Below are 23,567 nucleotides of genomic sequence, written 5' to 3' on the forward strand. Positions count from 1 at the left end.
TCGACTCTCGCCGACCGGGAATGATCGCGATCAAGCGGGGAGGTATCTGGCCGCACGTGGGGAATCCCGTGGCCATCACTGGGGCGGTATCTGGCCGCCTATGGGGAGCTTCTCATGACCGCCGTCAGGGAGCGGAGGGCCTACTGGAGGAAGTTCCTGGCCCACATCCGGGCGCATGGACGCCCGGAGAAGGCGATCACGGACCTGGTCCTGCCCCGGGCCGCCGTGCAGCGACTGCTGCGAGAACAGCCAGACCTGCGACAGGAGGTACACCAGCAGGTCCTGGCGCACCGCGGGGCGGTCCTGCGGAATGTGGTCAACCATGGTCGCCGCTACCCGCACAAACTCAAGGCGATATGCCAGCAGCACCGGTGGCCGCTGGAGGAGGTCATGTCGTGGCTGAAAGACTTCCCCGACCTTCAGGCGCCCCTGACGGAGATCCACACGAGGTATGAGCAGTACGTCGCACGCCAGAAGGCGGACGCGCAGGCCAAGGTTGAGCGCGACCAGCAGCGGGCGGAACTGGAGCGGCGCCAGCGGGACGAACTGCGTCAGCAGGCGGACTCCACCCGCAGTGCGGCGACCCTGCTGGAGCTGGAGGCGTTACAAGAGCGGTTACGGCAGGAGGGGTACGCCGGTGCCGACGCGCTCAGTTTCACCGAGACGCGCAAGGTCGGAACGGGTGAGGTCGTCGCCGCGTCCGTCCACAAGGTCACGTGCAAGCTGAAGACCGTGCCGGGCCCGGCCAAGCTGGGCTTCAACCTCCAGGTCACGATCGCTCCCGACGCCCTGGCAAGCCATGTAGAGAACCTGGGCCAGGCGGAGGTGGAGCAGTGCAAGACCTGCATGAGGACACCTACGCGCCCGGCCAAGCCGAGACGGCCGCGCCGCTCGTTGAACAACAACCAGGTCGAGCTGTGGGTCAACCTGACCGGCGGCACGCCCATCGAGGTGTTCCTGGAGGAGATCCAGGTCTCGCAGATCAAACCGGGCGACGATCTGGCGGCGAAGGTGCCCGAAGGCATGACCTGGGTGGCCTCCTATCACGGAGTGCAGTTCGGCGTTGGCCGCAACCCGCGCGAGGCGGTCTGGCGTCTGCTGGGCCTGCGGCTGGGGGTCTGGGACGACGGCACGGTCTTCGAGCAACGGTTCTTCTAGGTGTCCTGGGACCGGGGGGCTTTTTTGCGAGGCATCGACGCGCGCACGTGTAGAACACCCGCCATGGAGATCTGTCATCGTGGCGATGACAGATTCGTCGTCATCCTGACGACATCGTGGCCGACTCCGAAGGACGTACCGTGCGCCCCGCCTACGACCTGACCGACCCCGACGACGCCCGCCGCTTCCTGCGGGAGGAGAGCCCGAACACGCGCTTCGTGCCACCCGGCTACGCCGTGCACGACGCAGGCGACATCACCAACGTCCACACGATGACCAGCCCATATCGCTCCGAATACAGCCCCCGCCCGTCCGGCGATGAGGCCCTGGCCGCCCTGACCCTGCTCCACGACCTGCGCAACTGGCTGGGCGACGTCGAGCCCGACCTGATCCAGGCCGCCCGCGACGCCGACGTCACCTGGGACGCCCTGGCGCCCGTGCTGCGCGTCGGCGATCGCCGCGCCGCCCAGCGCCGCCACGCCCGGCTGGTCCAGGCCGCAGCCCGCGACCGCCAGGCCGCCGTGCGCGCCACCAACGACGCCGGCGAGAACGTCCCCCAGGACGTCCAGGACGTCCCGCAAGACGTCTCCGCCGGCGTTGCCATCCCCGGGCCAGCGGGGCGGGACTGGGACGACAGCGACCTGTGCCTGTGGCGCGAGGACGGCGAGTGGAGCCTGCAGGGCCCGGACGGCGTGATCGAGGTGGAGGGGTTCGGCTTCGTCGGCCACATCAAGGCCCGCGACGTGGCCGGCGCCAAGGCCGCCGCGGCCGCCACCATCGAGGACCTGACCGGCCGCACGGTCACCGGCTGGGACCCGGACGTCTCCAGCCGCTCCATCCACGGCGAGTTCTCGTGGTACCCCTGCACGAACAGTCCGTGAGTTGTCAATAGGCGTCACCCCGGGTCCACGATGACGCCGGTGCGCGAGCTCGCTCGCCAGCGAGGCCTCTACCGGCCTTGCGGGTGACCGGCCCAATCGGCGAGCTCAACGGCGGGCGACTTCCAGGCGGACCCGGCCCGGCGACGGCCGGCCTGGTGGGTGACTGTACGGACCGATCTTGATGCCAACAGCAGCGCTGAACAGCACCTTGGGCATGGTGTGCGGCAGGATGGCCGCGATCACGGGGCCCCTTCCGCGGGGCGCCATCATTGACCGTTGATCAAAGAGTGGGCGAGCCAGAAATGAACACGGCTTCTGACATGGGAGGCCCGCCGTCCCGAAATCCTCTTGTGTTCGCCGGAGCAGGGGCGGCGGGCCTCTTTCCCTCAACCGGAGTCGCCTCCGTTGAACTGTTCCACTCTATGCAATGGTCCGCTCTAAATCACGGCCATACTGACACTTTACTCCCGGTTTGCCAATAAAGAACTTAGTGAGTCTGGGAAAATATCTACCTAATTGCGGCGAAGTGATCGCGACCGGTAGGCAATTTCTTGCGATCTTGCGTACAGTCCCAGCCCACATAGGGGTTACCAGCGGGTAGGATTTGACGACTTTGAGTATAATGAGCGAAAAACTATGGAATGGGCGTGGCGGTCGAGGATTCCTGTCGCCGGAGCACTCGATCGCCTCTGCTTTCCGTCAACCGGGGTCGCCTGGCGCTCCCAGGCGACCCCCTCAGGCACGCCGGAGGGCGTTGTGAATAACGAAATTTTCTGGACCACCGTGACGGGATTTCTGATCGCCATGTGCGCCATGGTGGGGGCCCGCGTGATCCGGCGCTGGAAGCCGCTGGCGCATTTGCTGTTTTTCCTTGCATCGGTGGGGGTCCTCGCGATCATCCTCATGTGGTTCTTGGTGTGGCCGAGCGGTGGGGATGGCCCGGCCAGCGCCGCAGGCAAGGGAGGCGGGCCCACCATGGAGGTCGCCGAGCCTGAGATGTGGATCACCGAGCCCGTGCATGACTCACCCACCCATGCCCAGCCCTGCCTGGTGGTCCGGGGGGAGTTTGATCAGGTCTCGGCGGACCAGCAGCTCTTCGTGACCGTGCGGAAGAGTACAGAGACCACGTTCCGGGCGTATCCCGCCCAGAACATCGGCGCCAACGAGTTCCATCGAACCGTGCCCCTCAACGGTGGCGTAGGTGACTTGTTCGATATCGCGGCCGTGGTTGGGCCTGCGCGGGTGGACCCTATGCCCACTGGGGACAGTGACGACGGTGCCGTCTGGGCCTCGAAGGGGATGCCCGGCGGGTACGAGGTGAGCGACCGGGTGAACGTCGTCAGGGGCAGCGGCTCTCAGTGTCCGGTCGAGCAGACGCAGCAGCAACAGCAGCAGTGAGGGCTTAGGACGTCAGGGGATGACCCAAGCCCAGGCCGTCTCGGTGGAGCCGTACCAGCCGCCGGTGCGGCTCACCGAGACCCCGCACAGTGAAGACCCCGCACCTGCAGGTGCGGGGTCTTCACTGTGTGATGAAGTCGGACCAGGTGTCCGGGATCGATACCCGCGATGCCGGACACTGGCGTCAGCGGTGCTGGGTCAGCGCAGCGGCGCGGTCCTCGCGCACCTGCCGCATCCCCGCGCGCGACCTGATCGACTGGAGCGCGGCCCTGCCCGCGCACGGCATCGCCGCGCTGGAGGTCGGCGAGGACCTGGAGGCCGGCGGCCCGCTCCGGGCACGCCTGGTCGTGGCCGACCGAGCGTTCCTGTCGGAGATCGGTGAGCTGGTGCTGGCCGTGCCCGACGACGGCTGGTACCGGGTACGCCAGCGCCGGTCTCCTGCCGACCGGGCACGATCTGAGTGTGAGCGTGGGCCGCTACTGAAGCCCCGGTCCCCGGAAATCGTCGGTGCGGCGGCGTAGGCTCTCCTCTCAGTGGCCGACGCGCTGGCCCGCTTCCGAGCCTCCCGCCCCCACGCGGCGGAGGCAACGAGGACAAGGTCCCCCGGATCGCGCTGACGAGACTCCGCTCCGCTGCTGGTCGTGACGACTCCTGGCGGGGTGGCGTGGGCACCCTCGCCGAGAGGACAGACCGTGACCAAGAACAGCGCCCGCAAGAAGGAGATCCGCGCCCGCCAGGCCGCCACGGGCGAGGCGTACAACGCCGCCCGCCGCGCCCTCGACCGCGACCAGGACCCGTCCGCCGCCGTGTGGCTGCGGGTGACGCTGGAGTTCGACCCCGCCCCGGACGACCAGACCGGGCCCCGCCTCCTTGACCCGCAGGACCGGGCGGCGGTGGCCCTGGCCATCTCGGGGGCGTGGAAGTACGCCAAGATCCCGTGCCCGAGGGCCGTCGTCTGGCCGGTGCGCCTCGGGGCGGAGCGCGCGGTGCTGCTGACCCGCCTGTCCTTCCCCCGCCCGCCCGCCGGCGGGAGCGTGACCGCCGAAGAGCTGGAGAGCCTGGCCGCCGCCGCCCGGCACACCGTGGTGATGCGCGGCCGCAAGTCGGTCACCGCCACGGCTGAGCTCGCCCCCGCCGCCGACGTCGAGGAGTTCGGCGCGCACGCCGCCGAGAACGGCGAGCACAGCCCGGAGATCGCCGAGCGCGATTGGTGGCGGCACGCCCTGGTGCGCCTGACCCGGGACGTGACCACGGGGAGCCCGTATACCGAGCCGACCCACCACCGCGCGGGCCGCGTGCTGGACCTGTGGCAGACCGGCAGCAAAGACTGGCCGATCGACACGACCACGTGGAAGACGAACCTGGACGTCGACCTGATGGGCTTCGTCCCGGACGATGCGGTGACGCTCGTGGAGGTCCTGGAGGAGATGCCACCGCGCCTGGCCGACCCGGTCGAGCCGACGCACGCCCGGTTGGCCCGACGCTGGGCGCGCGCCGTGGCGTTGTTCGCGAACGCCGCCGGCGACCCTGCCATGACGAGCGCCGATTGGGTGATGGTGCACGACCACCGCCAGGAGGTCACCCGGGCCGTGCAGGACCAGGTCACCGCAGCGGGCCGCGCCGAGCAGTGCCCCGACCCGGAACTGCTGCGCCTGGCCGCCGACATCCTGGAGCAGATCGTCCAGCAGGGGGCGAGCGGCTACCGCTGGAACGTGGACAGCACCCGCACGGTCGCCGCCGACCTGCGTGCCCTGGCCGGCGCCCCGGCATCTGCCGGACCCGGCCTGAGGGAACGCCTGTGGACTGCGGAGGAGGCGCTCAGCACGGCGCTGCAGGTGGACGGGGCGGTGGGGGTGAACGCCCGGCTCCGGCCGCGTGAGCGCCAGGACGCAGAGGTGCGGTTCGGCGCACGCCTGGCCGCCGTGCTCGACGCCGAGCGTGCCGCGCAGGCCGGGATCGTCACCACGGCAGAGGAGCTGGGGGAGCCCCTCTGGGACGATGACCTCATCCGAAACGGCCTGTTCGATCTGGAAGGCCCCTACGGCAGCCCGGACGCAGCACTGTGCGAAGCAGAGAACTGGGACTACGCCGAAGTCACCGGCGCCTGGCTCGACCACGCGGCGGCGCAGTTGGCCGGCCACGGCATCCGCTGGGACCCCGCCACCGGCGACCAAATGAACGGCGGGCCGGTGCACCTGCCCGAGGGCATGTCCCTCACCGAGGCGTCCGAGCGCTGGGGCGAGGTGTACGACGGCTTCGGCGAGTGGATCGCCGACGTGGTCGAGCAGGCCCGCGACGGCGCAGGCCAGGCCCCGCCTGACGGCATCCGCCCCGACACCGCCCCCGGCGCCCGGTGGATCACCTGGAGCACTGCCTGAGATGCCGGAACCCGGGCCGCCGCCGCGCGGGCCCGGGTTCCGGCATCTCAAGATTCGGTGTCAGTTTTTAACTGACATTCTCGACTGTCAGTCATACGCTGACAGCGAGAGGGGAGGTGTCCATGGAAGACATGACCGAGCCGACCTACGAGGACGCCCCGTACACCGAACAGTCCCTCGCCCAGCTGGCCCTGGCCGCCACCGCGCAAGAGCTGGCCGACTTCCTGATGGGCTTCGTCGCGGTCTGGACGGACTACAACCCGCGTCCGGTCGAGGACGCGGCCCGGTTCGTCAGGCGGGCCCAGGAACTGCTGGACCGGGCGGTGATCGTGGAGAAGACCGGCGGCGCCTCGTGGGAGGACATCGGGGACACCCTGGAGATCACCCGGCAGTCCGCCCACACCAAGTTCCGCAAGGTCACAGAGGAGTGGGAGGCAGCGGTCAAGCGCCCGATCGTGACCGATGAGATCTACGGGATCACCGGCGGGCTGGAGACGCGCACCTACAACCGGATGCCGGCGGGGACCTCCACACCGGACGAGACGGCCGCCTACCTGGACAAGTGGGCCGTCGCGCACGCCCAAGCCGACGGCCGCGACGTCGACGAGCGTCCGGTGTCAGGTGGGCTGACCCGGATGACTCCCCTGGTCGAGCTGATGAGCTTGTCGACCGGCGCGCTGTTTGAGGAGTTTGTCTCTCCGCCGCCGCACCTCATGGCGGAGATCAGCGAGCGGGAGGCCGTCCTGTGGGACCGGATCGCGGCGGGCCCGCACCCCTCGCGGGACGCGAAGAAGCACGCCGCCGCCGCGCATCAGAAGGCTGCCACCTACCGGGCCCAGGACGCCCACGCCAAGTCGATCGCCGAAACCCAGACCCCGGACCAGCACGCCAGCGAGCACGAACGGCGCTGGCCCAAGGAGATCTACGGCCCCTACCGGGTGTTCCCGGACCTGGCCACCGCGCGCGACTGGTGCGCCCACTGCAACGTGTGGATCGGGGGGCGCTGAGCATGGCGCTGCCCTACCCCCACACTCGCAACGACTGCGAGATGTGCCGGGAGCGCGACGCGGACTTCCACGTCCAGGAGGAGCAGTACAACCCGCCGGGGAAGCGGCCGGCGCGCTTTTGCCAGGGCTGCATTGGGATCTTCCTGACCACCCACGCCAGCTACGGCCGCGGTCGCGACGTCTCGCCCGGCGAGCCGTTCACGATCACCCTGGCGATGCTGTTCCCCGGCGAGGGTTCGTGGGACTGAGAGGGTGGTGGACCTGCCCGTCACCTGCGAAAACGGTCGTCCCGATAACGACCCCGTTTGCGGGACGGCAGCGCTGGCCGGCGCGCTGATCGCGTTCCCGTAGGAGCGATCGTCCCGAAACCCGTCCCGAAAATCTTGAGTTGGGCTTTAAACCTAGACGGCCGTCACCCGTGCGTGTTCAGACAACTGAGAGCGACGCGGTGAGCTGGTCGTCGCGGGCGGCGACCGATCAGGCATTAGTGAGGGCCGGCGGTCACCCTGCGTTGCCACGGATTGTCGGAGCGGGAGCGTACCGTCGGCTCGTGCTGGCCCGCAGCTCGGCACACGGAAGTCCCCAGCGTGCTGGGGTCCGTGGGCCTCCGTTCACCGACACCACTGATCCCCATGTGGAGCTGACGCCGTGACATCCCTCATCGAGTCCCTCCTGGAGCAGCACGCCGACGCACGCACGCGGACCGTCGACGATCACATGTTCACCGTCGAGCGGCCCGGCTACTCACCGGCAACCTTCCGCCTGCAACTGTTCACCGCCCCTGGTGTTCACCCCGTCGCAGTGGCCACCCAAACCGACCAAGAGGGAACCTCCCTGGTCAACGCCGCCGAAACCTACGCTGCCGAGGTCTGGCGCCGTCACTGCCCGGACGAGAGCGAGCCACCCATCTGGATCGAGCGCCAGCTTCTTGGCGACAGCACGTTCAACCGCTTCGCCCTGGTCACCTTCACCTTGACCGGGCCGTTCGAGCTCTGCTGCCCCGAGTGGGGCCGGATCACCGAGGCTGAGCTGACGCGGCTCGTGGGCGGCGCGGTGGACCCCGATCGCGGCGACGGGTATGTGCCACGCCCGCCTGAGCCGGAAGACGAACCCCGATTCCGCACGATCTGGACGATGCGCCTCCCACGCCCACACCCCTTCCGCGCCAAGACATGCATGCCCACCGGCATCAGCTGGGCCCGCCGCATCGCCCGTCAGCTCGCTCCCCGCCACCAAGCACGGCCGTGCTGCTGGTACCACGGCGGAGATTGGCATCGCGTCAGCGCCACCGCGATCCGGCTGGTACGACAGGCCCAACACGCAGGAGTGGCCGCCCACGACATCCACGACTTCGTCCGCGATGCCGCTCAGGCTGAAGGCCTCAGCGGCTGGGAACTGGACGCCCTGCACACCCTCGTCTGCCCCGGCGACGGAATCCAGCTCACCGTCCCTGCCGGGCATCGGCGCACCTTCTACATCAACGGCCAGCACAAGAGCCAGGCCCTGCTGGACGCCGGCGTGCGCCGCACCATCGTGATCGACTGGGTAGCGCCCACTCCGACAGGATGATCAACATGCGCAACAGCAGAAGCCCCTTACGCATTCCGCGGGTCTCAAGGATCCGCTGGTGGGGGGCACGCATCACCACACCGGGAGTGCCGTTGCGCTTTGTCTACCTCCCGCTGGCGGACCTGCGCGAGATCTACGTCTACGACTCCCGCGGCTACGACATCGCTCGCCCCATCATGGCCGCCGAGACCGGCGCGGCCTTCACCGCACACGGGCCATCGTGCCCGCACCTGGGACTCCACCGGCCTTCAGCGCTGATAGCCGTCGCGCGCCGCGCACCGTGGTCGAACGCGACATCTAGGCAGTGATCATTTCGTGTCCGACCAGGGTCGTGCCGGGCCCAAGGGGACGGCCGCCGACAAGCTCGTTTCTCGTTCGCATTCCGAGCGCAATGCGAACACTCTGACGCGCGAGATCACTAAATAGATCGCGATGAATCGCCCCGTTCTGCCACCGTGAGTAGGGTCTGCGCTACTTGGGAGGGAAACACATGTCCGGATGGGGCGAGGAGGTGGCGGCCACCACCGCCAGCGAAGTGAGCAGGGCTTTGCGCATCCCCCTGGGACGCTGGTCGGACTCGGCCGTGCCGAGCTTCCCCGAGGCCGCAGAGGAACTCATGGCGTGGCTGGCCGATCCCCGCACCTTCGATAAGGATCTCCACCCGGTGGCGTTCTACTCTGCGGTGCAGGACTACGATCACGTGGCCCAGCAGGGCCTGGGCACGCAGACGAAGGACATCCTGGGCGTGGAGTTGGCAGACGTCCAGCGCGCGCTCACGTCGTTGCGCGCTGCTGACTGGTCGGGCGATCGGAAGCCAGCCACAGCCGCGCTGCGCGCGTTGCTCGGCAAGCTGGACGATCATGAGGTGTTACAGGCGTCGTGGCGGGATCTGTGGTCCAAGATCGACGACAAGAGAACTTCGGCGGAAGTCATCGCGCCGATTCGGGACGTGTTCCTGGAGCTCGCACGCCGGGCCGGTCACTCCCTCGAGTTCGGCAGCGAGTTCATCGCTGTCATGACAGGCGTGCTGGCCAATGACAGCTGGTCTGTGACCGCGATGCAGTCCGCCCTCGGCGATGTCCCAATGGCAGAGGCCGGTCAGGAGGATGAAGATCCCCTGGCCGCGGCCGGCCTCACGATCGGTGAGCGGAATGCCTTATGCGAGCGCTTCCTCGCACTTCCCGCCGCATCAAGCTGGCATGCGGTATGGCTGGTCTACGAGAAGGCCAGCATGCCCGTCCTGTTCGCCGCGCTGGGCGACATCTCTTTCTTCTCCAGTGAATACGTGCCTGACGATGCGCAGGCCGCCTCGGCCAAGTGCAGCTCGTACGCCAAGAATTGGAGCACGACGGACGGGAAAGTCCTGGCCGCGATGCCACACCGGCAAGGGCTCGTCAACGTCCGCGTCTTCCTCCCTGCACGCCTTTACGCCGATCCGGTCGCGGTGGCTCGCGATCGCGTGGACGCGCTGGTCGCCGTCGGAAAGTTCCACGCCGGCATCGGGCACGGTGATTGGCGGCTGGCTGAGGGACACACCCACATCGGCCACGGGAGCTCTTCGGAACGGTACTTCCGGCTCGGCGCCGATGCCGTGCAACAGCATTTGGACCACAAACGCCGATCGGCGGTGTTCAGCGAGATGGAGACGTTCTGGAAGCAGAAGGACAGCTCGCCCGCCATGAACGACGACCGCTTGGCCGACGCGGTCGAGCTGCTCCGCTGGTGGCAGGCCGCCCAGGAACAGGCGCCGCTAGCACGCGTGATCGCGGACGTCCGGGTGATCGAAACCGCCTCCTCACGCATCGGGCCTGGGCCGTGGCACAAACACCTGACCAGGTTCCTGAAGCCGGCCTGGATCGTGCACTCCGTCCACGGCCACCTGCGGAATACCATCCACGACGCCCTGGGCAGCTCTTCCGAAGGCCTGAGCCGCCAAGCTCGCGAGCGACGCCAGACGCTAGCCGCCGCGACGAGGCACACTGACGATTTCCCCTGGATCGGACTAGTTCCCGGCACCACCCGAACCGCCTTGACCGAGCTCCTGGACATCTACCCCGAACACCATCACACCCAGCGTCGCCTGCGTACCCTGGCCAGCCGGCTGGGCAACCACGACGCCTTCAACAAATGGCGCGCATCGCTCGACACCCGCTGGACCCATCTGCTCGACCGGCTGGTACGCACCCGCAACGCGATCACCCACGGCGGCCCCGCGACCGCCGGTGCCGTACGATCCATCGCCTTGTTCGCCAGCCAGCTCAGCGCCTGGGAGGTACAGCTCGCCTTGGAAGCCGCCTTGAAGAACATCAGCCACGAAGCAGCTCACCAGGACTTTTTCAAGACTGACAACGACCTCCTCGGCAAGATCCACAGAGCTCCCACGCCCGGGGATGTGCTCCACGACTCCGCGGTGCCGTCACGCCCGCCCGCGTAGGCGACCGCCGCTCCAGGACGACCCCGCCGGACGAGACGCTGACGGCTCAAGGTAGAGGGCGCCGATCCGTAAACGGGTCAGCGCCAGCCCGCCGACGCCTGGAGTTTGCTTCTGATGAACGAAGTGTCCTGCAGCCCGGCATCCCGGTCCGACCCAACACGACAGGCCTTGTCAGACGGAAACCCCCAGGCATACCATCATGATCGATACGCTCTTCAGGGCGGGGTAAACGACCAAGATCACTGTCGGCGGTTTGATCCAACGCCACGTTCGGAAGGAACGCAGGCGCATGGAACGGTTCACGCGGCGGATGGCCGCAATCATCGGTACCGCATTACTCGTCTCCCTCGTCGGGGTCCAACCCGCGTGGGCCGACTACGACGTGAGAGGCTGCCGAACCGGAGACTCTCAGAGCGTCTACTCCTGCCAGACCGGGGCGATCATCCCTCACAACTCGGAACTGTGGATCCGTGTCGGGGCCTACACCTGCGGGAGCAACCAGGTGACCGCGCGCCTGCGGCACGCGGGCACGCTTCAAGTGGTCGCCACGTTCACCTTCTACGGCGCTGGGTGGGAGTCCTACCCAGTCCAGCCGGCGTGCGCTGATCAGCCAGTGCAGGTGAAGTATGGGCTGGCGTACCAGAACTACTACTACCTTGAAGTAACCGACCATGGCACCTTCTATGCCGGGAACAGGATCTGCAACTTCACCTACAACCCCAGTAACGGCAACACCTGTTAGGGCCCGCCCATCTGCGTGATCTGCGGTGGAGGAGCGCATGCATCCGGCCTGGCTCAGAGGTAGGCATCGCGCCGGGTTGTGGAGGAGGTCCTCGCCCTCGACGTCGGCGACCTCGACCAGCGTAACCGCCGCGCCAAGGTCAGGCGCAAGGGCGGCGCGGTCGACGTCATCGTCTGGCGCACTCCCCCACCGCCCGCCTGCTGCCCCGCCTGCTGGAGGGCCGGCGCAGCGGGCCGGTGTTCCTCACCGACCGGCGCGCCCGCGTCGTGCTGCCGCCCGGCGACGTCGACCCCGGCTCCGGCCGGGCCCGACTGTCCTACCGGCGTGCCGCCGAGCTGTTCGAGGACGCCACCGCCCAGCTGCCCGGCGGCCCCTAAACGCTGCACCAGCTGCGCCACAGCGCCCTCGCCCACGCCGCCGAAGACTGCGCCAACACCTCCACCCTGCTGGCCTACTCCGGCCACACCTCCGTCGCCTCGCTGGCCCGCTACGCCCGCGTCTCCCCCGCGGCCCTGGCCTGCTGGCAGCAAAGCCGTGACCCGGCGGCTAGCCGGCGCGGCTGACCGGCGGCGGTGCGCCGCGACCCACGCCTTCGAAGACGAGCACTAGGCGGCGGCCGACTCCCCGGTACGGCGAGGCTGCGGACGTCACGACGTCGTGGAGGACGCGCTGCCTGCTTGTCAGCCCCGGTTACCGTCGCGCAGCGCCCGCGCCGCCTTGCTACTGCCACGCGGCCGGCCGGGTGACTGGCGGGACCGGATCTCAGCCATCTCGGCGAGCCCCTGCTCCAGCAGGGCCATCGCCTCGGCGTCGCCATGCTCACGGGTGTAGGCCACGAGGTGAGCCCTGAGCTCCTTGGCCCTGTCGGTGCCTTGTGAGGCGCAGGCCCGGCCGAACGCGTCCCACAGGGCCTTGGGGGCGTTGAACTTGTGCCAGGGGGCCCGGCCGGTCTCGGTCTCGGTCATGGTGCTCCGTTTCCTGATCTGTCGTGAGCGTGAGGGTAGGCGAAGCGGCGGGCGTCCCTGGTGGGTCGCCCGCCGTCGGCCGGTGGCATGGGTCGCGGGTCAGTCGGTGCCGATGCCCTGCCTCTCCCACTCCGCGATGCTGTCGAGCACTTCCTGGGTGGGCGTGGCCTCGATCGGCACCTCGAGCTTCTCGATCTCCACCGCTGCGGAGAGCTTGGCGTGGATGGTGAACTCGCCGTCGTCGGCGATGACGTCCCAGCTCTCCCGCCGCTGGCCGTTGCTGATGTTGTCGTGCCGGTCGACGATCTCTTGAATCTGCTCGATGTTCATGCCTGTCCCTCTCTCTCGCCGATTGACTCGAATATGACACTTAATCCGTGGCCACGCAATAAATTGGAGAAGAGAATCTTGGCAGAAGTTTGCGCTGGCGCGGACGCTCCCCCTTCCGGCCGGGGGATGTCTGGCCTCGCCAACGGCGCTCCGCTGTACCGACGAAGGAGGCCTGGCCAGCCAGCCTCGCCGATGACGGGCTCGCCGCCGTCCTGCCCCACCGCGTCTGCCGAGGCCCTTGGCCGCTGGGCAACAAAGTCGTAACCCCGGCGGCCCGACGACGCGGCTGACCAGCCCCGGAGCGTTCTCCCGAAAACGATCCCGAAAATCATGGACGGCCTTGCTTGTGTTTCGGGATCGTTTTTGGAACGTTGGTGTGAGTCCCCAAACGAAGAAAGGAGCGGCATGAGCGACCTTGAAGACGCCATCATCGCCGCGTGCACGGCGCTGGATCCCGAGCCAGGCGCCTGGGTCAGCCTCACCGAGGTCCGCCAGCAGCTCGCCCCATGGACCAAGACCGACGTGGACGAGGCGCTGGACCGCATGTACGGCACCGGGCAGATCAGCCTGAGCCCGCAGCCCCTGGTACATAGGCTTACCGCCGAGGACCATGCTGCGGCGGTCCGCTCCGGCGGCGAGAACCATCACCTGATCCAGATTGAGGGCTGATCCCATGCCCACCGCGTACGTCATCGGCTGGCTGCAGGACCCCCAGGCCCACTACCTCCGCCAGCAGGCGCTGCTTCCCGCCGAACGCGCCCTCGCCGCCGCCAGCCGGTCGACCGACCAATGGCTGTACCTGCTGGAGCTGCGCGACACCATCCGGCACCCGTGGAAATACCCCGACCACGAGGCGCACGCGGACGCCCGCGAGCACGTCCACCAGCTCCACGACGCGCTCACCGACGAGCAGCTGGACGGCGTGGACTGGCACCTGGTCGCCCAGTCCCTGATCGCCTGAGCGGCCCGCGGACGAATGGGCATGCACCGCTACCGCATCGGCTACACCCGCACCACCGGCGCTCAGGACCACTCCGAGGAGGTCCTGAGCGCTTCCGGCTGCCACGAGATCGTCTCCGAAACCGCCGGCCCCCGCCAGAACCGGCCCCAGCTCCGCGCCACACTCGACCGCATGACCGTCGGCGACATCCTGGTCGTCACCCGGCCCAGCCAGCTCGCCCCCGACGCGACCGCGCTGCTGGCCCTCCTGGCCGGCGAGCTGGCCCCGCGCGGCATCGCCCTGCAGATCCTGTCCGGCGTGAGCGCCGGCCTGCACGAGCCCCGCGGCACGCCCGCCGAGCAGGGCCTGTTCGCCACCGCCGCGCTGGTCACGGAGCTGGAGCACGACCTGCGCAGCGAGCGCACCCACGAGGGCCTGGCCGCCGCCCGCGCCCACGGCCGCCCCGGCGGTCGCCCGCGCGCCCTGTCCGACGACCAGCTGGCCGCCGCCCGGGCCCGGCGCGCACGCGGGCAGTCCATCCCGGACATCGCCCTCGAGCTCGGCGTCGGCCGCTCGACCCTGTACCGCGCCCTCGAAGACGATTCCCCGCCCACCACCGCGGCGGCGGCCCCACTAATCGACCCAGACCACGCCCGGTCCTCTCCCGGCCCAGGCGGCATGGCCGTGTCCGACCCCACGCCCGACGCCACCACGCCGAGCTCGACGCGCGAGCAGGCGGTCGAGCCAACGTCCGCACCCGCCGACCACCGCCAGGCCGTCACCGAGGCGTCCGGCCAAGGCCTCGCCGAGCCGGACGCGCCAGCCGTTCTACCAGCACCGCGGCACGCCCAGCCGGTCGACCAGCGGGCCGCCGCGCCAGCGCCGGAGCTGTATCTGGCGAAACTTAGTGGCGAGAACTGCCTCCTCCTGGTCGACGGGGAACGGGTGGGATGGCTGCATGCCGCACCCGTCGGCTGGCAGATCCACGACCGTGACGGGCGGCTCGTCACCACGCTGCCCACGGGCGACGCGCCCGGGCGCGACGTGCTGATCGGGCTGAACGCCGCCCGGCTCGCGGCCGCCGCGCTGGGCATCCCTGGCGCCGAGCACGCGGCGGTAGCGGCCGGCCCGCTCACCGACGCCCGCGGCCGGACCCTCGACACCTCGCCGGCGAGCCTGGCGTCCTGGAGCCTGCTCAAGGGCCGCGTGCCCGGCCGCACCGACGTCATCGTGCGTAGCCGCTGCGTTGGCTGGCTCCAGCGCGACGATCGCAGCCGCGACGTCGCCTGCACGATCGACGGCCCGGTGCCCGGATCGGCCAGCACCAACCGCGTGCAGGCCGTGACCGCGCTGCTGGCCGCGCTACTCGCCCCCGCACCCCTGCCCGACCTCGGTCCCGAGGCCCGCACGCCCCGCCGGCCGCGCGCTCGCCCTGCGCGCGAGCGGCCGATCAGCCCCTTCACCCCGGCACAGCTGGCCGCCGCCGCGCTCGCCGACAACCTGCCCCGCCTGCCCGATGGCTCCTACCGCGTGCACATCGACGACGGCTACGACGACACCGAGCTCGGGCGCGTCTACCGCTCCGGCCGTCGCTGGCAGGCCCTCGCCCCGGACGGGCGCGTCGTCGTCCACCGCGCCGCCACCCGCACCGAGGCCGTCGACCAGCTGCTCGCCACTCCCGGCCCGCTGTTCGGCGACCCCGCCGACACCGTCCTGCACGACCTCGACAACGGGAGCCAGTCATGAACGACGATCCCCGAGACCAGCCCGGCCCCGACGACCTCGACGCCGCCCGCGACCGCGCCCAGCAGTGGGCGCGCCACATGAGCGACACCACGGCCGTGGCGGAGGCCGCGCTGGCGGCGCGCGGCCTGGCCCCGGTCACCATCGCCCACGGCGACCTGGAGAGCGATGAGGACGCCCGGCTCATCTTCGACGAGTTGCCCGCGCTGGCCGCCGACGCCGGGCGCGTGACGTTCCGCCAGGGCGGAGGAGACCACAGCACGTACGTGTTCGCACCGCCCGACGCCGACCAGGCCGCCGCCGCGTTCATCGCCGCCACTCTGGCGATCGCCCCGCCCTGGTGGCGCATCACCGCCACCGCCCATCCTGTGTGGCGCTGACTGACGGGCCTCCCCGACCACCCCGCTGCTCCCCCGCTCCTCTCGAGGGCCGCTGCGCCACCAGCGTGCGGCCCCCTCGCCTAGGGTTCACGGATCCCAGTCCCTAGGCCACATCCTCCTTGCTCGGCTCACGAACGCTCTCGCCCTCGATGGCCAGTGGCGCAGCCTGCAGAGGAAGGACAGGGGCAGGTCGCTTGTGAGGTAGTTCTTCGACGGCTCGCTTCGGAAGAAATCGTGTTGCCGGCCGACCGAGCAGCATGCCGAGCAGGCACATGAGCCGGTCGAACCGAGTGGACTCGCCGTCATCTTTCAGCACCACGATGGCCACCACGGTAAGAACGCCGGCCATGATGATCCCCAGGATGACGACGGCCAGCGGGATGACCCCGCTGGCGATCAGCGCGGTCACGACCGTGCCTCCGCCGACTACCGTGGCGGCGGCCTTGACCTTCCTGAACGGCGGAGTGGGCGGCGCCACCGGCTCGACCGGCTCGCCGCCCTGACTGGCTGACATACCTGCCTACCCCGCCCGAGCCGCCAAAGCGCTGGGAGATCCGGGTTCGGAGGCTACGCTGCGCAGCGTCCTCGCCCCGTGCGGAGCGGTGCTCGCCTGCTGCTGCAGGAGACGCCAGGCTGTGACCCACCGCTGCTGTTCTTCGGCGTCACCACCGCACCCGCGGATCAGCCCCAGCAGGTAGTGCATTTTCAGCACCGGTTGGCCTGGTCTGTCGTAGAGGAACTTGGCGATCGTCGCGTGCGAGAAGGTCTTTTGAGAACGCTTGGCGACCTCCCTGGAAGAGGGCTCGCCGGCCCACCTCCAGAACTGCCTGGCCAGCTCTTCCAGTTCCGCCACGGACTGAGCCGAGAACGGGTCAGGCTTGAGGCTGAATCCGGGCGCGTCCGGGATCACTGGCTCAGCTCGTGCGGCGGGACGCTGGGGGACGCGCCGCTCGGGCTGGAGGTAGATCGTGCCGGTATTGTTGATCACCAGGGTGCTGGCGCCGTCGGCGTCCTGATCAATGCGGACGGTTTCGGACCAGGGCCGGTAGAGCTTGGCCCGCTCGTATGCGGCGTGGAAGGCCGGGATGAGGCCCTTACGTGCGCCGAGTTGGTCCAAGAGGCTGAGGACCAGGCGCCATCCGGGCAGCGTGTCCTGGGCATTCAGCGCGCGGCGGAGCACGCCGCGGCTGGTTCCCGGCGGCCAGTTGTGCTCCTGCCAGTCGGTGCCACCGGTGTGAGTCTCGACGAAGGACCTGAGCATGTCCTCGAAGGTCATCTCCTCCAGGATCTGCTCGCTCCGGAGGGTCCGCTCGGCGGTCACCGCCCCTTTCGTTTCGGCTACCTGTATAGAGTGCGTGATCGGGATACCGCTCATGGGCGTTTTCCCTGTGCGGCGGCCGATGTGCCGCTGGCTGATGAGAAGACCACACGGGCGCACGCCCAAGTAGTGGTCGACGCGATGGCACGCATTGCGAAGAATCCCTCCCGCTTAAAGCACAAGGGAAGGCTGATCAGCACTCCCCTTGTGCGACTGGAACACTTCGGGCGGCAGTTCCGTGTACACGAACGGGCCGACCTTCCACAGTCGGCCCACTCCGCGGAGTCTGCAGTCCGCTCCACTAAGTGTGGCCCTCCCGCGCTTTGGGTGCAAAGCGATGCCGACCGATTTACAGATATGGGCAAACCCGTTCCCGGCTGCCCCAAGCGCAGGTAAATGCAGGTAAGGGAACGACGTGTCCAGGGCCCCACCCAACACGTCAACAGGCGTCAAGCACTGTCTCATCCTGTAAAAGCTCTCTTTGAACCAGGCGCTAAATGCCTGATACTCAAAAAGCCCGCGACGCCACCTCAACGCAGTCTCCGTTGTTGCACCGGTGTCGATGGCGCCAAGTGCGACCGACCCTCCTTGCTCGACTGGAACACGACCAAGACTACGGGCGCACCGAACAGGGACGTCTTGCCTTCCACCAGGACTCCCCAGGCGTGAGCGGAGGCTTGAAGCCTCCGCTCATTGTCTTTTCTGTTCCTTATGGAGCACCAGTCCGGCTGCAAGGAGGAGGCTGCCAGTCATCAGGCCGGCGATGCATGGTCGGCCTCTGCCAGGCTGCCCCCTGGTGTTACAGCTGCCTGAAGTGCGCTATCGCCTTCTTCTGGATCCGGGCGCGAACATGAACCGGTCCTCCTCGGTGTCCAGGTCGAAGTTCTCGGTCAGGGACACGACCTTGGCGCCGCGCTCGCGTAACTCGGTCACCACGGTCAGTACGTGCGCGGCCACGGCCTGAGGGCTGGCAACTGCCGAGGCTGAATCCAGGCCGTGCGCATCTCGCGGTGCCCCCTGGGGCGTGGTTCCCGGCCGTCTGGGTTCTGCCGCGGCGAGTGGGTCCTGGGCGGCGCCCGTCTCCCCGGCAGGCCGATCCTGCACCGCCGACGCCCCGTGTCCGCAACCCGGGCACTCGCCCGCATGTCGCGGGCCTGCGGCCTTTGCGGGTGGGTGCCACTGCGGCAGAGATCTTTTGCCCGGGGGCAAAACATCTTGCCGCAGCGGCACCGCCCGGGTTGCGGCCCCGGTTCTGGCGGTGCGGTCTCTGCCTTGCCGGGACGGGCCCGCCACCAGGCGGACTCTCGACCCCCGGTCAGACCCCGCTACATCCGCTGGCGCCCGGACAAGGGCGCCAGGCCACGGGAGGCCGCACATGGACATCCAGATCAGCATCACCGGCCGGATCGCTTTCGAGCCTCGCTTCTTCCCGGTCTCCAACACCGCACCTGCCATGTGGTCGGCGACGCTGGAGGTCAACGGGCCGCCCTCGCCCGGCCGGGACGGATCTGCCTACATCCCCACCCGGCACGTCGAGGTGGTGACCTACGGGGTGGCGGCCATCCGAGCGAACGAGTCGTACCGCAAGGGGCACGTGATCGTGGTCCAGGGCTGCGACCTGCTCGCCCGTAGCTACGAGACCAAGGATCGCGCGAACAAGCCGATCGTGCGTGCCGTGATCAAGATCACCGCGACCGCGATCGGGCTGTGCTCGCGCTACAGCGTGGTGTCCGAGGCCGAGACCGCCTGGCCGCCGGCAGGCACCCCCTCCCCGCGGATGGTGCAGGGCGCCACGGCCAGCCACACGAACCTGCCCGCGGCCGCCTGACCAAAGCCCGGTGATTCCGCCGGAATCGCCCCGCCCACTACGCGTGTTGGGGGCCGCGTAGCAGGGCCGTCGTCTTCCCCCCGTATCACGGAAGGAGCCATATTTCGCATGTCCAGCATTGCTGAGGAGATCCCCGGCGACATCGACCTGGAAGTGCCGAAGGACTACCGCCTGGCGTGGATCCCGGTGAAGCACCTCGGTCACCACCCCGACAACGTGCGCGAGGATTACCACATCACCCGGGAATTCTGCGCCTCGCTCCAGTCCGAGCAGCAGGTCCCGGTGACGGTCATCCCCATCCCGGCCGACCATCAACGTGGCGAGGGCGAAGAAGACCACCTGTGGTGGGTGGTCAAGGGCAACCGCCGCCTTGAAGGCTCCCTGACAATCAAGCGGGAGAAGCTGCTGTGCCTCATCGACCTGACCAAGGCCGATGACCGGGCGAGCCTGCTGGTCGACCAGGTTGTGGAGAACGACGACGACCTGCGCCGCGGCCTGACCCCCTTCGAGCAGTCGCGAGCGTTGTTCCTGGCCCACCAGCTCGGCGCCACCCGGACCGAGATCCGCAAGAAGACCGGCCGCAGCCGTGAGGAGATCGCCACCGCAATCGCCGCGGGCAAGCTGTCGGAGCCGACCCGCCAGCGTGCCCAGGCCATGGAATACGCCTGGACGCTGGATGAGCTCGCGCTGCTGGAGGAGTTCGACGGCGACGAGCAGGCACTGGCCGAGATCGATGCGCTCATCTCCCAGTGGGGGCACAGCAGCCGGCACGCCATCGAGCGCGTGCGCCGGGATCGGCAGGAGGCCGCCGCGCACGCCCAGGCGCTGGCCGAACTCGAAGCCGCCGGCATTCCCGTGACCGAGGACGAACCGCCGGGCGCTGTCCGGCTCAGCCGCCTGGCCGCCAGCGTAGAAGGGTTCGACCCCGCCCAGCACGCCGACTGCCCCGGCAGAGGGGCGTTCTTCTACTCCTGGCGCCAGGAGCAGCCGGAACTGTATTGCAGCAGCCCTGAACGGCACGGCTACACGCCTCCACCGGTCATCACGCTCCCGCCCTCTGCCAGGGCGAAGGACGACGGCCCGCCCCGCAAGGTCGTCCTGCAGGGCAACCGGGCCTGGACGGCGGCCGCTACGGTCCGCCAGGAGTGGCTGGCGTCGTTCTTCACCCGCAAGAGCGCGCCCAAGCCGGTCGCGCGGTTCATCACCCGGGTCCTCAACGACATGCCGGCCCCGGTGCGCGACAAGCTCGGCTCGGCCTCGATGTGCACGCTGTACGGCAAGCTCGGCGGGCCTGCCGATCTTGAGGCGGCGCTGGCCACCGCCACACCCGGACGGCTGGCGCTGCTGCAGCTGCTGCCCATCGCGGTGGCCTGGGAGTACCAGATGAGCGCGGCGTCCAGCGAGTGTAAGAACACCTGGCGGGAAGGCCGCTACTCCCCCTGCTCCAGGGCTGATGCCGCCACCTGGCTGCGCTTCCTTGTCACCGAGCTCGGGCCCGAGCTCGGCGACAAGGCATACGATCCGGCGCCCATCGAAAAGTCGCTGATCGACGGCGTGCCGTACCGGGGGGACACGCCCGCCTGGCAGGACGAGGGCGTCTCCGATTCGCGGGAAGAGCCGGAGCCTGAGGAGGAGCTGGAGAGCGCCGTCGCTCTGGCCGGTGACGAGATCGGGGAGCCCGAGCAGGAAGCGCCCGCCGACACCCCCGAGGGCCACGACGGGGCCGAGGGCGCGACCATCGCCGAGGTTCTCGCCGAGCCGCAGTGGGAGGCATCGCCACAGGAGTCGTCCGAGCCGTCCGAGCCGGACGTCGAGGTCCTGCACGACACCGACGGCACTGCTGAGGAGGCGGCCTCCGGCCCGATGGCCGCCTGACCCGCTTCTGCCCGTCACGCCGCCGTGCCCGGGATCGTCCCGAGCACGGCGGCTGTCTTGTCCCGGAGGTGGACATGGCACTGGCCGACTACCTGCTCGAGATCGTCGAGGGGCTCGACACCCAGCACGCCCAGGACGGCCACTCCGACTGCCGCAAGTGTCTGCCCAGCCGGGAGGGCGGCTACCAGCCCACATGGACGATCCGGCTGCTGACCCGCTGCCCGGGCGGGTGCGGCTGCGTCATCCAGCTGGACCACATCGGTGCCGTCCACGACTCCAGCGGCGCCGGCGACTGGGAGGGCACCTACACCAGCCCCAGCCAGATCGTCGATCCAGCGTTGCGCCGCTACGCCGAGGCCCTGCTCGCCGGCAACCCGCCCCAGCGCGGACGGCCGCCGTACCCGCCTGCGTCTGCCAGCCCCTTGACCCCTGATGTTCATCACCGATCGGAGGACCCGACATGACCCACGTAGAAACCGAGCCGCTGTTGACGCCGGCCGAAGTCGCCGCGATGTTCCGCGTCGACCCCAAGACCGTCACCCGCTGGGCGAAAGCAGGCAGGCTCACCTCCATCCGCACCCTGGGCGGTCACCGCCGCTACCGCGAGGCCGAGGTGCGCGCCCTGCTGAACGGCACGCCGACCATCGTGCCGGCCAACGTACCGGCCAACGACTCGACCGAGCAGTGATGGCGACGCGCGGATTCGTCGGCTTCGTCGCCGACAAGGCCGAGAGGATCACCTACATCCACGACGACTCCTACCCGGCCGGCGTCGGCCTGGCCGTGCTGACCTGGTTGCGCACCGCCACGCAAGCCCGCGACGTCCTGTGGCAGCAGGTCGTCGCGTTGCGGGTGGTCAGCCCGGACACCTGGCCCACCCAGGACGACGTCCGCCGGCTGCGCACCTACGCCGACAACCCGTCGGCGTCCTGGCCGGGCCGCGGCTGGTGGGAGCTGCTCTGGAAGACCCAGGGCGACCCCCAGGCGATCCTGGAGGCAGGCGTCCTCATCGACGCCTGCGACTTCCCCGCCAACTCCCACTGCGAGTGGGGATACCTGCTCGACCTCGACACCGGCGTCTTCGAGGTCTACCGCGGGCCGCAGCTCCAGCCGCACAACCGCGGCCGCTTCGTCACCGGACAGGACTCCGGCGAGCAGTGGCCCGCCGCACTGGTCGCCGGCTGGCCGCTGGACCAGCTGCCGGACGCGAAGGAGTTCCTGGACACGCTGTCCGAGGCGTCCTGATCGAAGGCCCGCCCGCTGCTCACGCTCGATTGCCGGAGCCGCCAAACCCGCATCGGCCAGCCCAGGCAGCCCTGCGAGTTGCCCCCCACTGCCGCACCATTGCCCGGCCGCCTGCCCAGGCGGCCGGGCTTCCTCTATCCCCCCGTTTCTCGTCCTGATGAAAGGGGACCTTGGCATGACTTCCACATCCCCGATCGCGCTGACCACCCGCAACGCCCGCCTTGAGGACCTGGTCAACCTGCTGCGCGACCAGCAGGTCCACAAGGTCGACGTCGTGGTCCACAGCGACCAAATCCGCGCCATCGGCACCCGGCTGCAACTCGTCGGCACGGCGCCGCTGCTGTCGCCGAACGGTGTCACCAGCACCGCCGGGCTGTACCTGCCCACGCAGGTGTGCGACCAGGGCTTGGCCGGAAAGCTGGGCATCCCGCAGCAGTACCTGCGCCGCCTGCGCGCGGAGAAGCCGGCCCTGTACGACGCCAACGTCAACGGCTGGATGGAGAGCGCCGATCGCCGTTTCCTGCTGCGTGGCCTGCACACCGGCGGCGGCGAAGGCGTCGCCCGGGCGTTCTTGAGTGACAGCTACCGGATCATCGAAAACCTCGACGTGCTGACGGCCGCGCTGAAGGGCGTGCGTCAGGCCGGCGTGCAGGTCCAGATCGACGGCTGCGACCTGACCGAGCGCCGCATGTACGTGCGGGTGGTGTGCGAGCAGGTCCGCGCCCTGGCTCCGGATCTGCTGCGCGACTACCGCAGCCCGTTCACCGGCGCCGCCGGCGCCGACAACCCCATCGTGTTCGCCGGGTTCCTGCTGTCCAACAGCGAGACCGGCTGCGGAGCCTTCACCATCGTCCCCCGCCTGGTCGTCCAGGTCTGCCGCAACGGCATGACCATCCCCGTCGACGCCCTGCGGCACGTCCACCTCGGCGCCCGCATGGAGGAAGGCGTCGTGCGCTGGAGTGAGGACACCGCCAAGAAGAACCTGGAGCTGATCGCCGCCCAGACCCGCGACGCCGTGACCACCTTCCTGGACGTCGACTACGTGCGCGCCAAGCTGCAGGAGCTGACCGGCCTGGCCCGCACTCAGATCGCCGACCCCAGCCGGACCATCGAGCTGGTGGCCAAGAAGCTGTCCTTCACCGACGAGTACCAGGAGCAGATCCTCGCCCACTTCATCAAGGGCGCTGACCTGAGCGCCGGCGGCATCATGCACGCGGTCACCAGCGTCGCTCAGACGCTGCCCAACGCCGATACGGCGCACGAGATGGAGAGCCAGGCGCTGCGCGCCATGCAGCTGGCCGCGACCGGCCGCTGACTCGCCCCTCCGTCCTCGCGATCCGGGCGCGGCTCGGCCGCCAGCGCCAGGCCGCGCTCTA

At 69.2% G+C, this 23,567-nt stretch carries 28 protein-coding genes; 22 read left to right on the forward strand and 6 right to left on the reverse strand.

Annotated elements, in window-relative coordinates:
* Window positions 1–114: 114 nt before the first annotated feature.
* Together ACTWQA_RS53705 and ACTWQA_RS53710 are read left to right on the forward strand one after the other, a co-directional pair.
* Window positions 115–1,158: a hypothetical protein gene (locus tag ACTWQA_RS53705; protein ID WP_443166557.1), complete on the forward strand. Its 1,044-nt coding sequence runs from the start codon at window positions 115–117 to the stop codon at window positions 1,156–1,158.
* A gap of 140 nt (window positions 1,159–1,298) precedes the next feature.
* Complete coding sequence (locus ACTWQA_RS53710) at window positions 1,299–2,039, forward strand: hypothetical protein (protein ID WP_443166558.1); 741 nt, start codon at window positions 1,299–1,301, stop codon at window positions 2,037–2,039.
* A 105-nt stretch (window positions 2,040–2,144) separates the two neighbouring features.
* Here the strand turns inward: ACTWQA_RS53710 and ACTWQA_RS53715 are convergent, their stop codons facing one another.
* Window positions 2,145–2,282, reverse strand: a complete 138-nt coding sequence (locus tag ACTWQA_RS53715; RefSeq protein ID WP_443166559.1) for a hypothetical protein — start codon at window positions 2,280–2,282, stop codon at window positions 2,145–2,147.
* Between the two features lie 513 nt (window positions 2,283–2,795).
* Between ACTWQA_RS53715 and ACTWQA_RS53720 the strand changes: the two genes are divergently transcribed.
* The 10 genes from ACTWQA_RS53720 (at window position 2,796) to ACTWQA_RS53765 (ending at window position 11,944) form a co-directional block, all read left to right on the forward strand.
* Window positions 2,796–3,437, forward strand: coding sequence for a hypothetical protein (locus ACTWQA_RS53720; protein WP_443166560.1), 642 nt, complete (start codon window positions 2,796–2,798; stop codon window positions 3,435–3,437).
* 146 nt (window positions 3,438–3,583) lie between these two features.
* Window positions 3,584–3,958, forward strand: coding sequence for a hypothetical protein (locus ACTWQA_RS53725; protein ID WP_443166561.1), 375 nt, complete (start codon window positions 3,584–3,586; stop codon window positions 3,956–3,958).
* Window positions 3,959–4,129: 171 nt separating this feature from the next.
* On the forward strand, window positions 4,130–5,815 hold the full coding sequence (locus ACTWQA_RS53730) for a hypothetical protein (protein ID WP_443166562.1): 1,686 nt from the start codon (window positions 4,130–4,132) through the stop codon (window positions 5,813–5,815).
* 122 nt (window positions 5,816–5,937) lie between these two features.
* Complete coding sequence (locus tag ACTWQA_RS53735) at window positions 5,938–6,822, forward strand: hypothetical protein (protein ID WP_443166563.1); 885 nt, start codon at window positions 5,938–5,940, stop codon at window positions 6,820–6,822.
* Between the two features lie 2 nt (window positions 6,823–6,824).
* Window positions 6,825–7,070, forward strand: coding sequence for a hypothetical protein (locus ACTWQA_RS53740; protein WP_443166564.1), 246 nt, complete (start codon window positions 6,825–6,827; stop codon window positions 7,068–7,070).
* A 400-nt stretch (window positions 7,071–7,470) separates the two neighbouring features.
* The gene (locus ACTWQA_RS53745; protein ID WP_443166565.1) at window positions 7,471–8,391 is read left to right on the forward strand and encodes a hypothetical protein; all 921 of its coding nucleotides are present in this window, start codon (window positions 7,471–7,473) and stop codon (window positions 8,389–8,391) included.
* 92 nt (window positions 8,392–8,483) lie between these two features.
* Complete coding sequence (locus ACTWQA_RS53750; RefSeq protein WP_443166566.1) at window positions 8,484–8,699, forward strand: hypothetical protein; 216 nt, start codon at window positions 8,484–8,486, stop codon at window positions 8,697–8,699.
* 203 nt (window positions 8,700–8,902) lie between these two features.
* On the forward strand, window positions 8,903–10,825 hold the full coding sequence (locus tag ACTWQA_RS53755) for a hypothetical protein (protein WP_443166567.1): 1,923 nt from the start codon (window positions 8,903–8,905) through the stop codon (window positions 10,823–10,825).
* Between the two features lie 289 nt (window positions 10,826–11,114).
* Window positions 11,115–11,567, forward strand: a complete 453-nt coding sequence (locus ACTWQA_RS53760; protein ID WP_443166568.1) for a hypothetical protein — start codon at window positions 11,115–11,117, stop codon at window positions 11,565–11,567.
* A gap of 236 nt (window positions 11,568–11,803) precedes the next feature.
* The gene (locus ACTWQA_RS53765; protein WP_443166569.1) at window positions 11,804–11,944 is read left to right on the forward strand and encodes a hypothetical protein; all 141 of its coding nucleotides are present in this window, start codon (window positions 11,804–11,806) and stop codon (window positions 11,942–11,944) included.
* A 303-nt stretch (window positions 11,945–12,247) separates the two neighbouring features.
* Here the strand turns inward: ACTWQA_RS53765 and ACTWQA_RS53770 are convergent, their stop codons facing one another.
* Together ACTWQA_RS53770 and ACTWQA_RS53775 are read right to left on the reverse strand one after the other, a co-directional pair.
* A complete protein-coding gene (locus ACTWQA_RS53770; protein ID WP_443166570.1) occupies window positions 12,248–12,532 on the reverse strand; it encodes a hypothetical protein in 285 nt (94 codons plus the stop codon).
* A 99-nt stretch (window positions 12,533–12,631) separates the two neighbouring features.
* Window positions 12,632–12,862, reverse strand: coding sequence for a hypothetical protein (locus tag ACTWQA_RS53775; protein ID WP_443166571.1), 231 nt, complete (start codon window positions 12,860–12,862; stop codon window positions 12,632–12,634).
* A gap of 405 nt (window positions 12,863–13,267) precedes the next feature.
* Here ACTWQA_RS53775 and ACTWQA_RS53780 point away from each other — a divergent pair, with 405 nt between their 5' ends.
* From ACTWQA_RS53780 to ACTWQA_RS53795, 4 genes are read left to right on the forward strand one after another with little or no spacing between them, the layout of a single operon-like run.
* On the forward strand, window positions 13,268–13,531 hold the full coding sequence (locus tag ACTWQA_RS53780) for a hypothetical protein (protein WP_443166572.1): 264 nt from the start codon (window positions 13,268–13,270) through the stop codon (window positions 13,529–13,531).
* 4 nt (window positions 13,532–13,535) lie between these two features.
* Window positions 13,536–13,823, forward strand: a complete 288-nt coding sequence (locus ACTWQA_RS53785; protein WP_443166573.1) for a hypothetical protein — start codon at window positions 13,536–13,538, stop codon at window positions 13,821–13,823.
* Window positions 13,824–13,844: 21 nt separating this feature from the next.
* Complete coding sequence (locus ACTWQA_RS53790) at window positions 13,845–15,548, forward strand: recombinase family protein (protein ID WP_443166574.1); 1,704 nt, start codon at window positions 13,845–13,847, stop codon at window positions 15,546–15,548.
* Window positions 15,545–15,925 carry a hypothetical protein gene (locus ACTWQA_RS53795; protein WP_443166575.1) on the forward strand — a complete coding sequence of 127 codons (381 nt, stop codon included), beginning with the start codon at window positions 15,545–15,547 and terminating at the stop codon, window positions 15,923–15,925. The genes ACTWQA_RS53790 and ACTWQA_RS53795 overlap by 4 nt, the downstream gene beginning before the upstream one ends.
* A gap of 103 nt (window positions 15,926–16,028) precedes the next feature.
* Here the strand turns inward: ACTWQA_RS53795 and ACTWQA_RS53800 are convergent, their stop codons facing one another.
* From ACTWQA_RS53800 to ACTWQA_RS53810, 3 genes are all read right to left on the reverse strand, one after another.
* Window positions 16,029–16,439, reverse strand: coding sequence for a hypothetical protein (locus tag ACTWQA_RS53800; protein WP_443166576.1), 411 nt, complete (start codon window positions 16,437–16,439; stop codon window positions 16,029–16,031).
* 6 nt (window positions 16,440–16,445) lie between these two features.
* Entirely contained in the window at window positions 16,446–17,300 is an 855-nt protein-coding gene (locus tag ACTWQA_RS53805) for a hypothetical protein (RefSeq protein ID WP_443166577.1), read from the reverse strand.
* Between the two features lie 762 nt (window positions 17,301–18,062).
* The gene (locus tag ACTWQA_RS53810; protein ID WP_443166578.1) at window positions 18,063–18,200 is read right to left on the reverse strand and encodes a recombinase family protein; all 138 of its coding nucleotides are present in this window, start codon (window positions 18,198–18,200) and stop codon (window positions 18,063–18,065) included.
* Between the two features lie 418 nt (window positions 18,201–18,618).
* Here ACTWQA_RS53810 and ACTWQA_RS53815 point away from each other — a divergent pair, with 418 nt between their 5' ends.
* The 6 genes from ACTWQA_RS53815 (at window position 18,619) to ACTWQA_RS53840 (ending at window position 23,506) form a co-directional block, all read left to right on the forward strand.
* A complete protein-coding gene (locus tag ACTWQA_RS53815) occupies window positions 18,619–19,071 on the forward strand; it encodes a single-stranded DNA-binding protein (protein ID WP_443166579.1) in 453 nt (150 codons plus the stop codon).
* Between the two features lie 108 nt (window positions 19,072–19,179).
* Entirely contained in the window at window positions 19,180–20,946 is a 1,767-nt protein-coding gene (locus ACTWQA_RS53820; RefSeq protein ID WP_443166580.1) for a ParB/RepB/Spo0J family partition protein, read from the forward strand.
* Between the two features lie 68 nt (window positions 20,947–21,014).
* On the forward strand, window positions 21,015–21,410 hold the full coding sequence (locus ACTWQA_RS53825) for a hypothetical protein (protein ID WP_443166581.1): 396 nt from the start codon (window positions 21,015–21,017) through the stop codon (window positions 21,408–21,410).
* Window positions 21,407–21,634 (forward strand): BldC family transcriptional regulator, encoded by a 228-nt coding sequence (locus ACTWQA_RS53830; RefSeq protein ID WP_443166582.1) that lies wholly within the window; start codon window positions 21,407–21,409, stop codon window positions 21,632–21,634. The genes ACTWQA_RS53825 and ACTWQA_RS53830 overlap by 4 nt, the downstream gene beginning before the upstream one ends.
* Window positions 21,634–22,191, forward strand: a complete 558-nt coding sequence (locus tag ACTWQA_RS53835; protein WP_443166583.1) for a hypothetical protein — start codon at window positions 21,634–21,636, stop codon at window positions 22,189–22,191. The genes ACTWQA_RS53830 and ACTWQA_RS53835 overlap by 1 nt, the downstream gene beginning before the upstream one ends.
* 175 nt (window positions 22,192–22,366) lie before the next feature.
* A complete protein-coding gene (locus tag ACTWQA_RS53840; protein WP_443166584.1) occupies window positions 22,367–23,506 on the forward strand; it encodes a DUF932 domain-containing protein in 1,140 nt (379 codons plus the stop codon).
* Window positions 23,507–23,567 lie beyond the last annotated feature (61 nt).

The sequence above is a fragment of the Nonomuraea sp. 10N515B genome (genome assembly GCF_052245915.1).
GTDB lineage: Bacteria > Actinomycetota > Actinomycetes > Streptosporangiales > Streptosporangiaceae > Nonomuraea.

What these genes read in the sequence shown, in the direction of transcription:
- ACTWQA_RS53805 (WP_443166577.1), bottom strand. Translation starts at nt 17,300, where the DNA reads ATGAGCGGTATCCCGATCACGCACTCTATACAGGTAGCCGAAACGAAA.
- ACTWQA_RS53740 (WP_443166564.1), top strand. Translation starts at nt 6,825, where the DNA reads ATGGCGCTGCCCTACCCCCACACTCGCAACGACTGCGAGATGTGCCGG.
- ACTWQA_RS53835 (WP_443166583.1), top strand. Translation starts at nt 21,634, where the DNA reads ATGGCGACGCGCGGATTCGTCGGCTTCGTCGCCGACAAGGCCGAGAGG.
- ACTWQA_RS53840 (WP_443166584.1), top strand. Translation starts at nt 22,367, where the DNA reads ATGACTTCCACATCCCCGATCGCGCTGACCACCCGCAACGCCCGCCTT.
- ACTWQA_RS53760 (WP_443166568.1), top strand. Translation starts at nt 11,115, where the DNA reads ATGGAACGGTTCACGCGGCGGATGGCCGCAATCATCGGTACCGCATTA.
- ACTWQA_RS53795 (WP_443166575.1), top strand. Translation starts at nt 15,545, where the DNA reads ATGAACGACGATCCCCGAGACCAGCCCGGCCCCGACGACCTCGACGCC.
- ACTWQA_RS53790 (WP_443166574.1), top strand. Translation starts at nt 13,845, where the DNA reads ATGCACCGCTACCGCATCGGCTACACCCGCACCACCGGCGCTCAGGAC.
- ACTWQA_RS53780 (WP_443166572.1), top strand. Translation starts at nt 13,268, where the DNA reads ATGAGCGACCTTGAAGACGCCATCATCGCCGCGTGCACGGCGCTGGAT.
- ACTWQA_RS53775 (WP_443166571.1), bottom strand. Translation starts at nt 12,862, where the DNA reads ATGAACATCGAGCAGATTCAAGAGATCGTCGACCGGCACGACAACATC.
- ACTWQA_RS53770 (WP_443166570.1), bottom strand. Translation starts at nt 12,532, where the DNA reads ATGACCGAGACCGAGACCGGCCGGGCCCCCTGGCACAAGTTCAACGCC.
- ACTWQA_RS53800 (WP_443166576.1), bottom strand. Translation starts at nt 16,439, where the DNA reads ATGTCAGCCAGTCAGGGCGGCGAGCCGGTCGAGCCGGTGGCGCCGCCC.
- ACTWQA_RS53735 (WP_443166563.1), top strand. Translation starts at nt 5,938, where the DNA reads ATGGAAGACATGACCGAGCCGACCTACGAGGACGCCCCGTACACCGAA.
- ACTWQA_RS53785 (WP_443166573.1), top strand. Translation starts at nt 13,536, where the DNA reads ATGCCCACCGCGTACGTCATCGGCTGGCTGCAGGACCCCCAGGCCCAC.
- ACTWQA_RS53815 (WP_443166579.1), top strand. Translation starts at nt 18,619, where the DNA reads ATGGACATCCAGATCAGCATCACCGGCCGGATCGCTTTCGAGCCTCGC.
- ACTWQA_RS53830 (WP_443166582.1), top strand. Translation starts at nt 21,407, where the DNA reads ATGACCCACGTAGAAACCGAGCCGCTGTTGACGCCGGCCGAAGTCGCC.
- ACTWQA_RS53820 (WP_443166580.1), top strand. Translation starts at nt 19,180, where the DNA reads ATGTCCAGCATTGCTGAGGAGATCCCCGGCGACATCGACCTGGAAGTG.
- ACTWQA_RS53705 (WP_443166557.1), top strand. Translation starts at nt 115, where the DNA reads ATGACCGCCGTCAGGGAGCGGAGGGCCTACTGGAGGAAGTTCCTGGCC.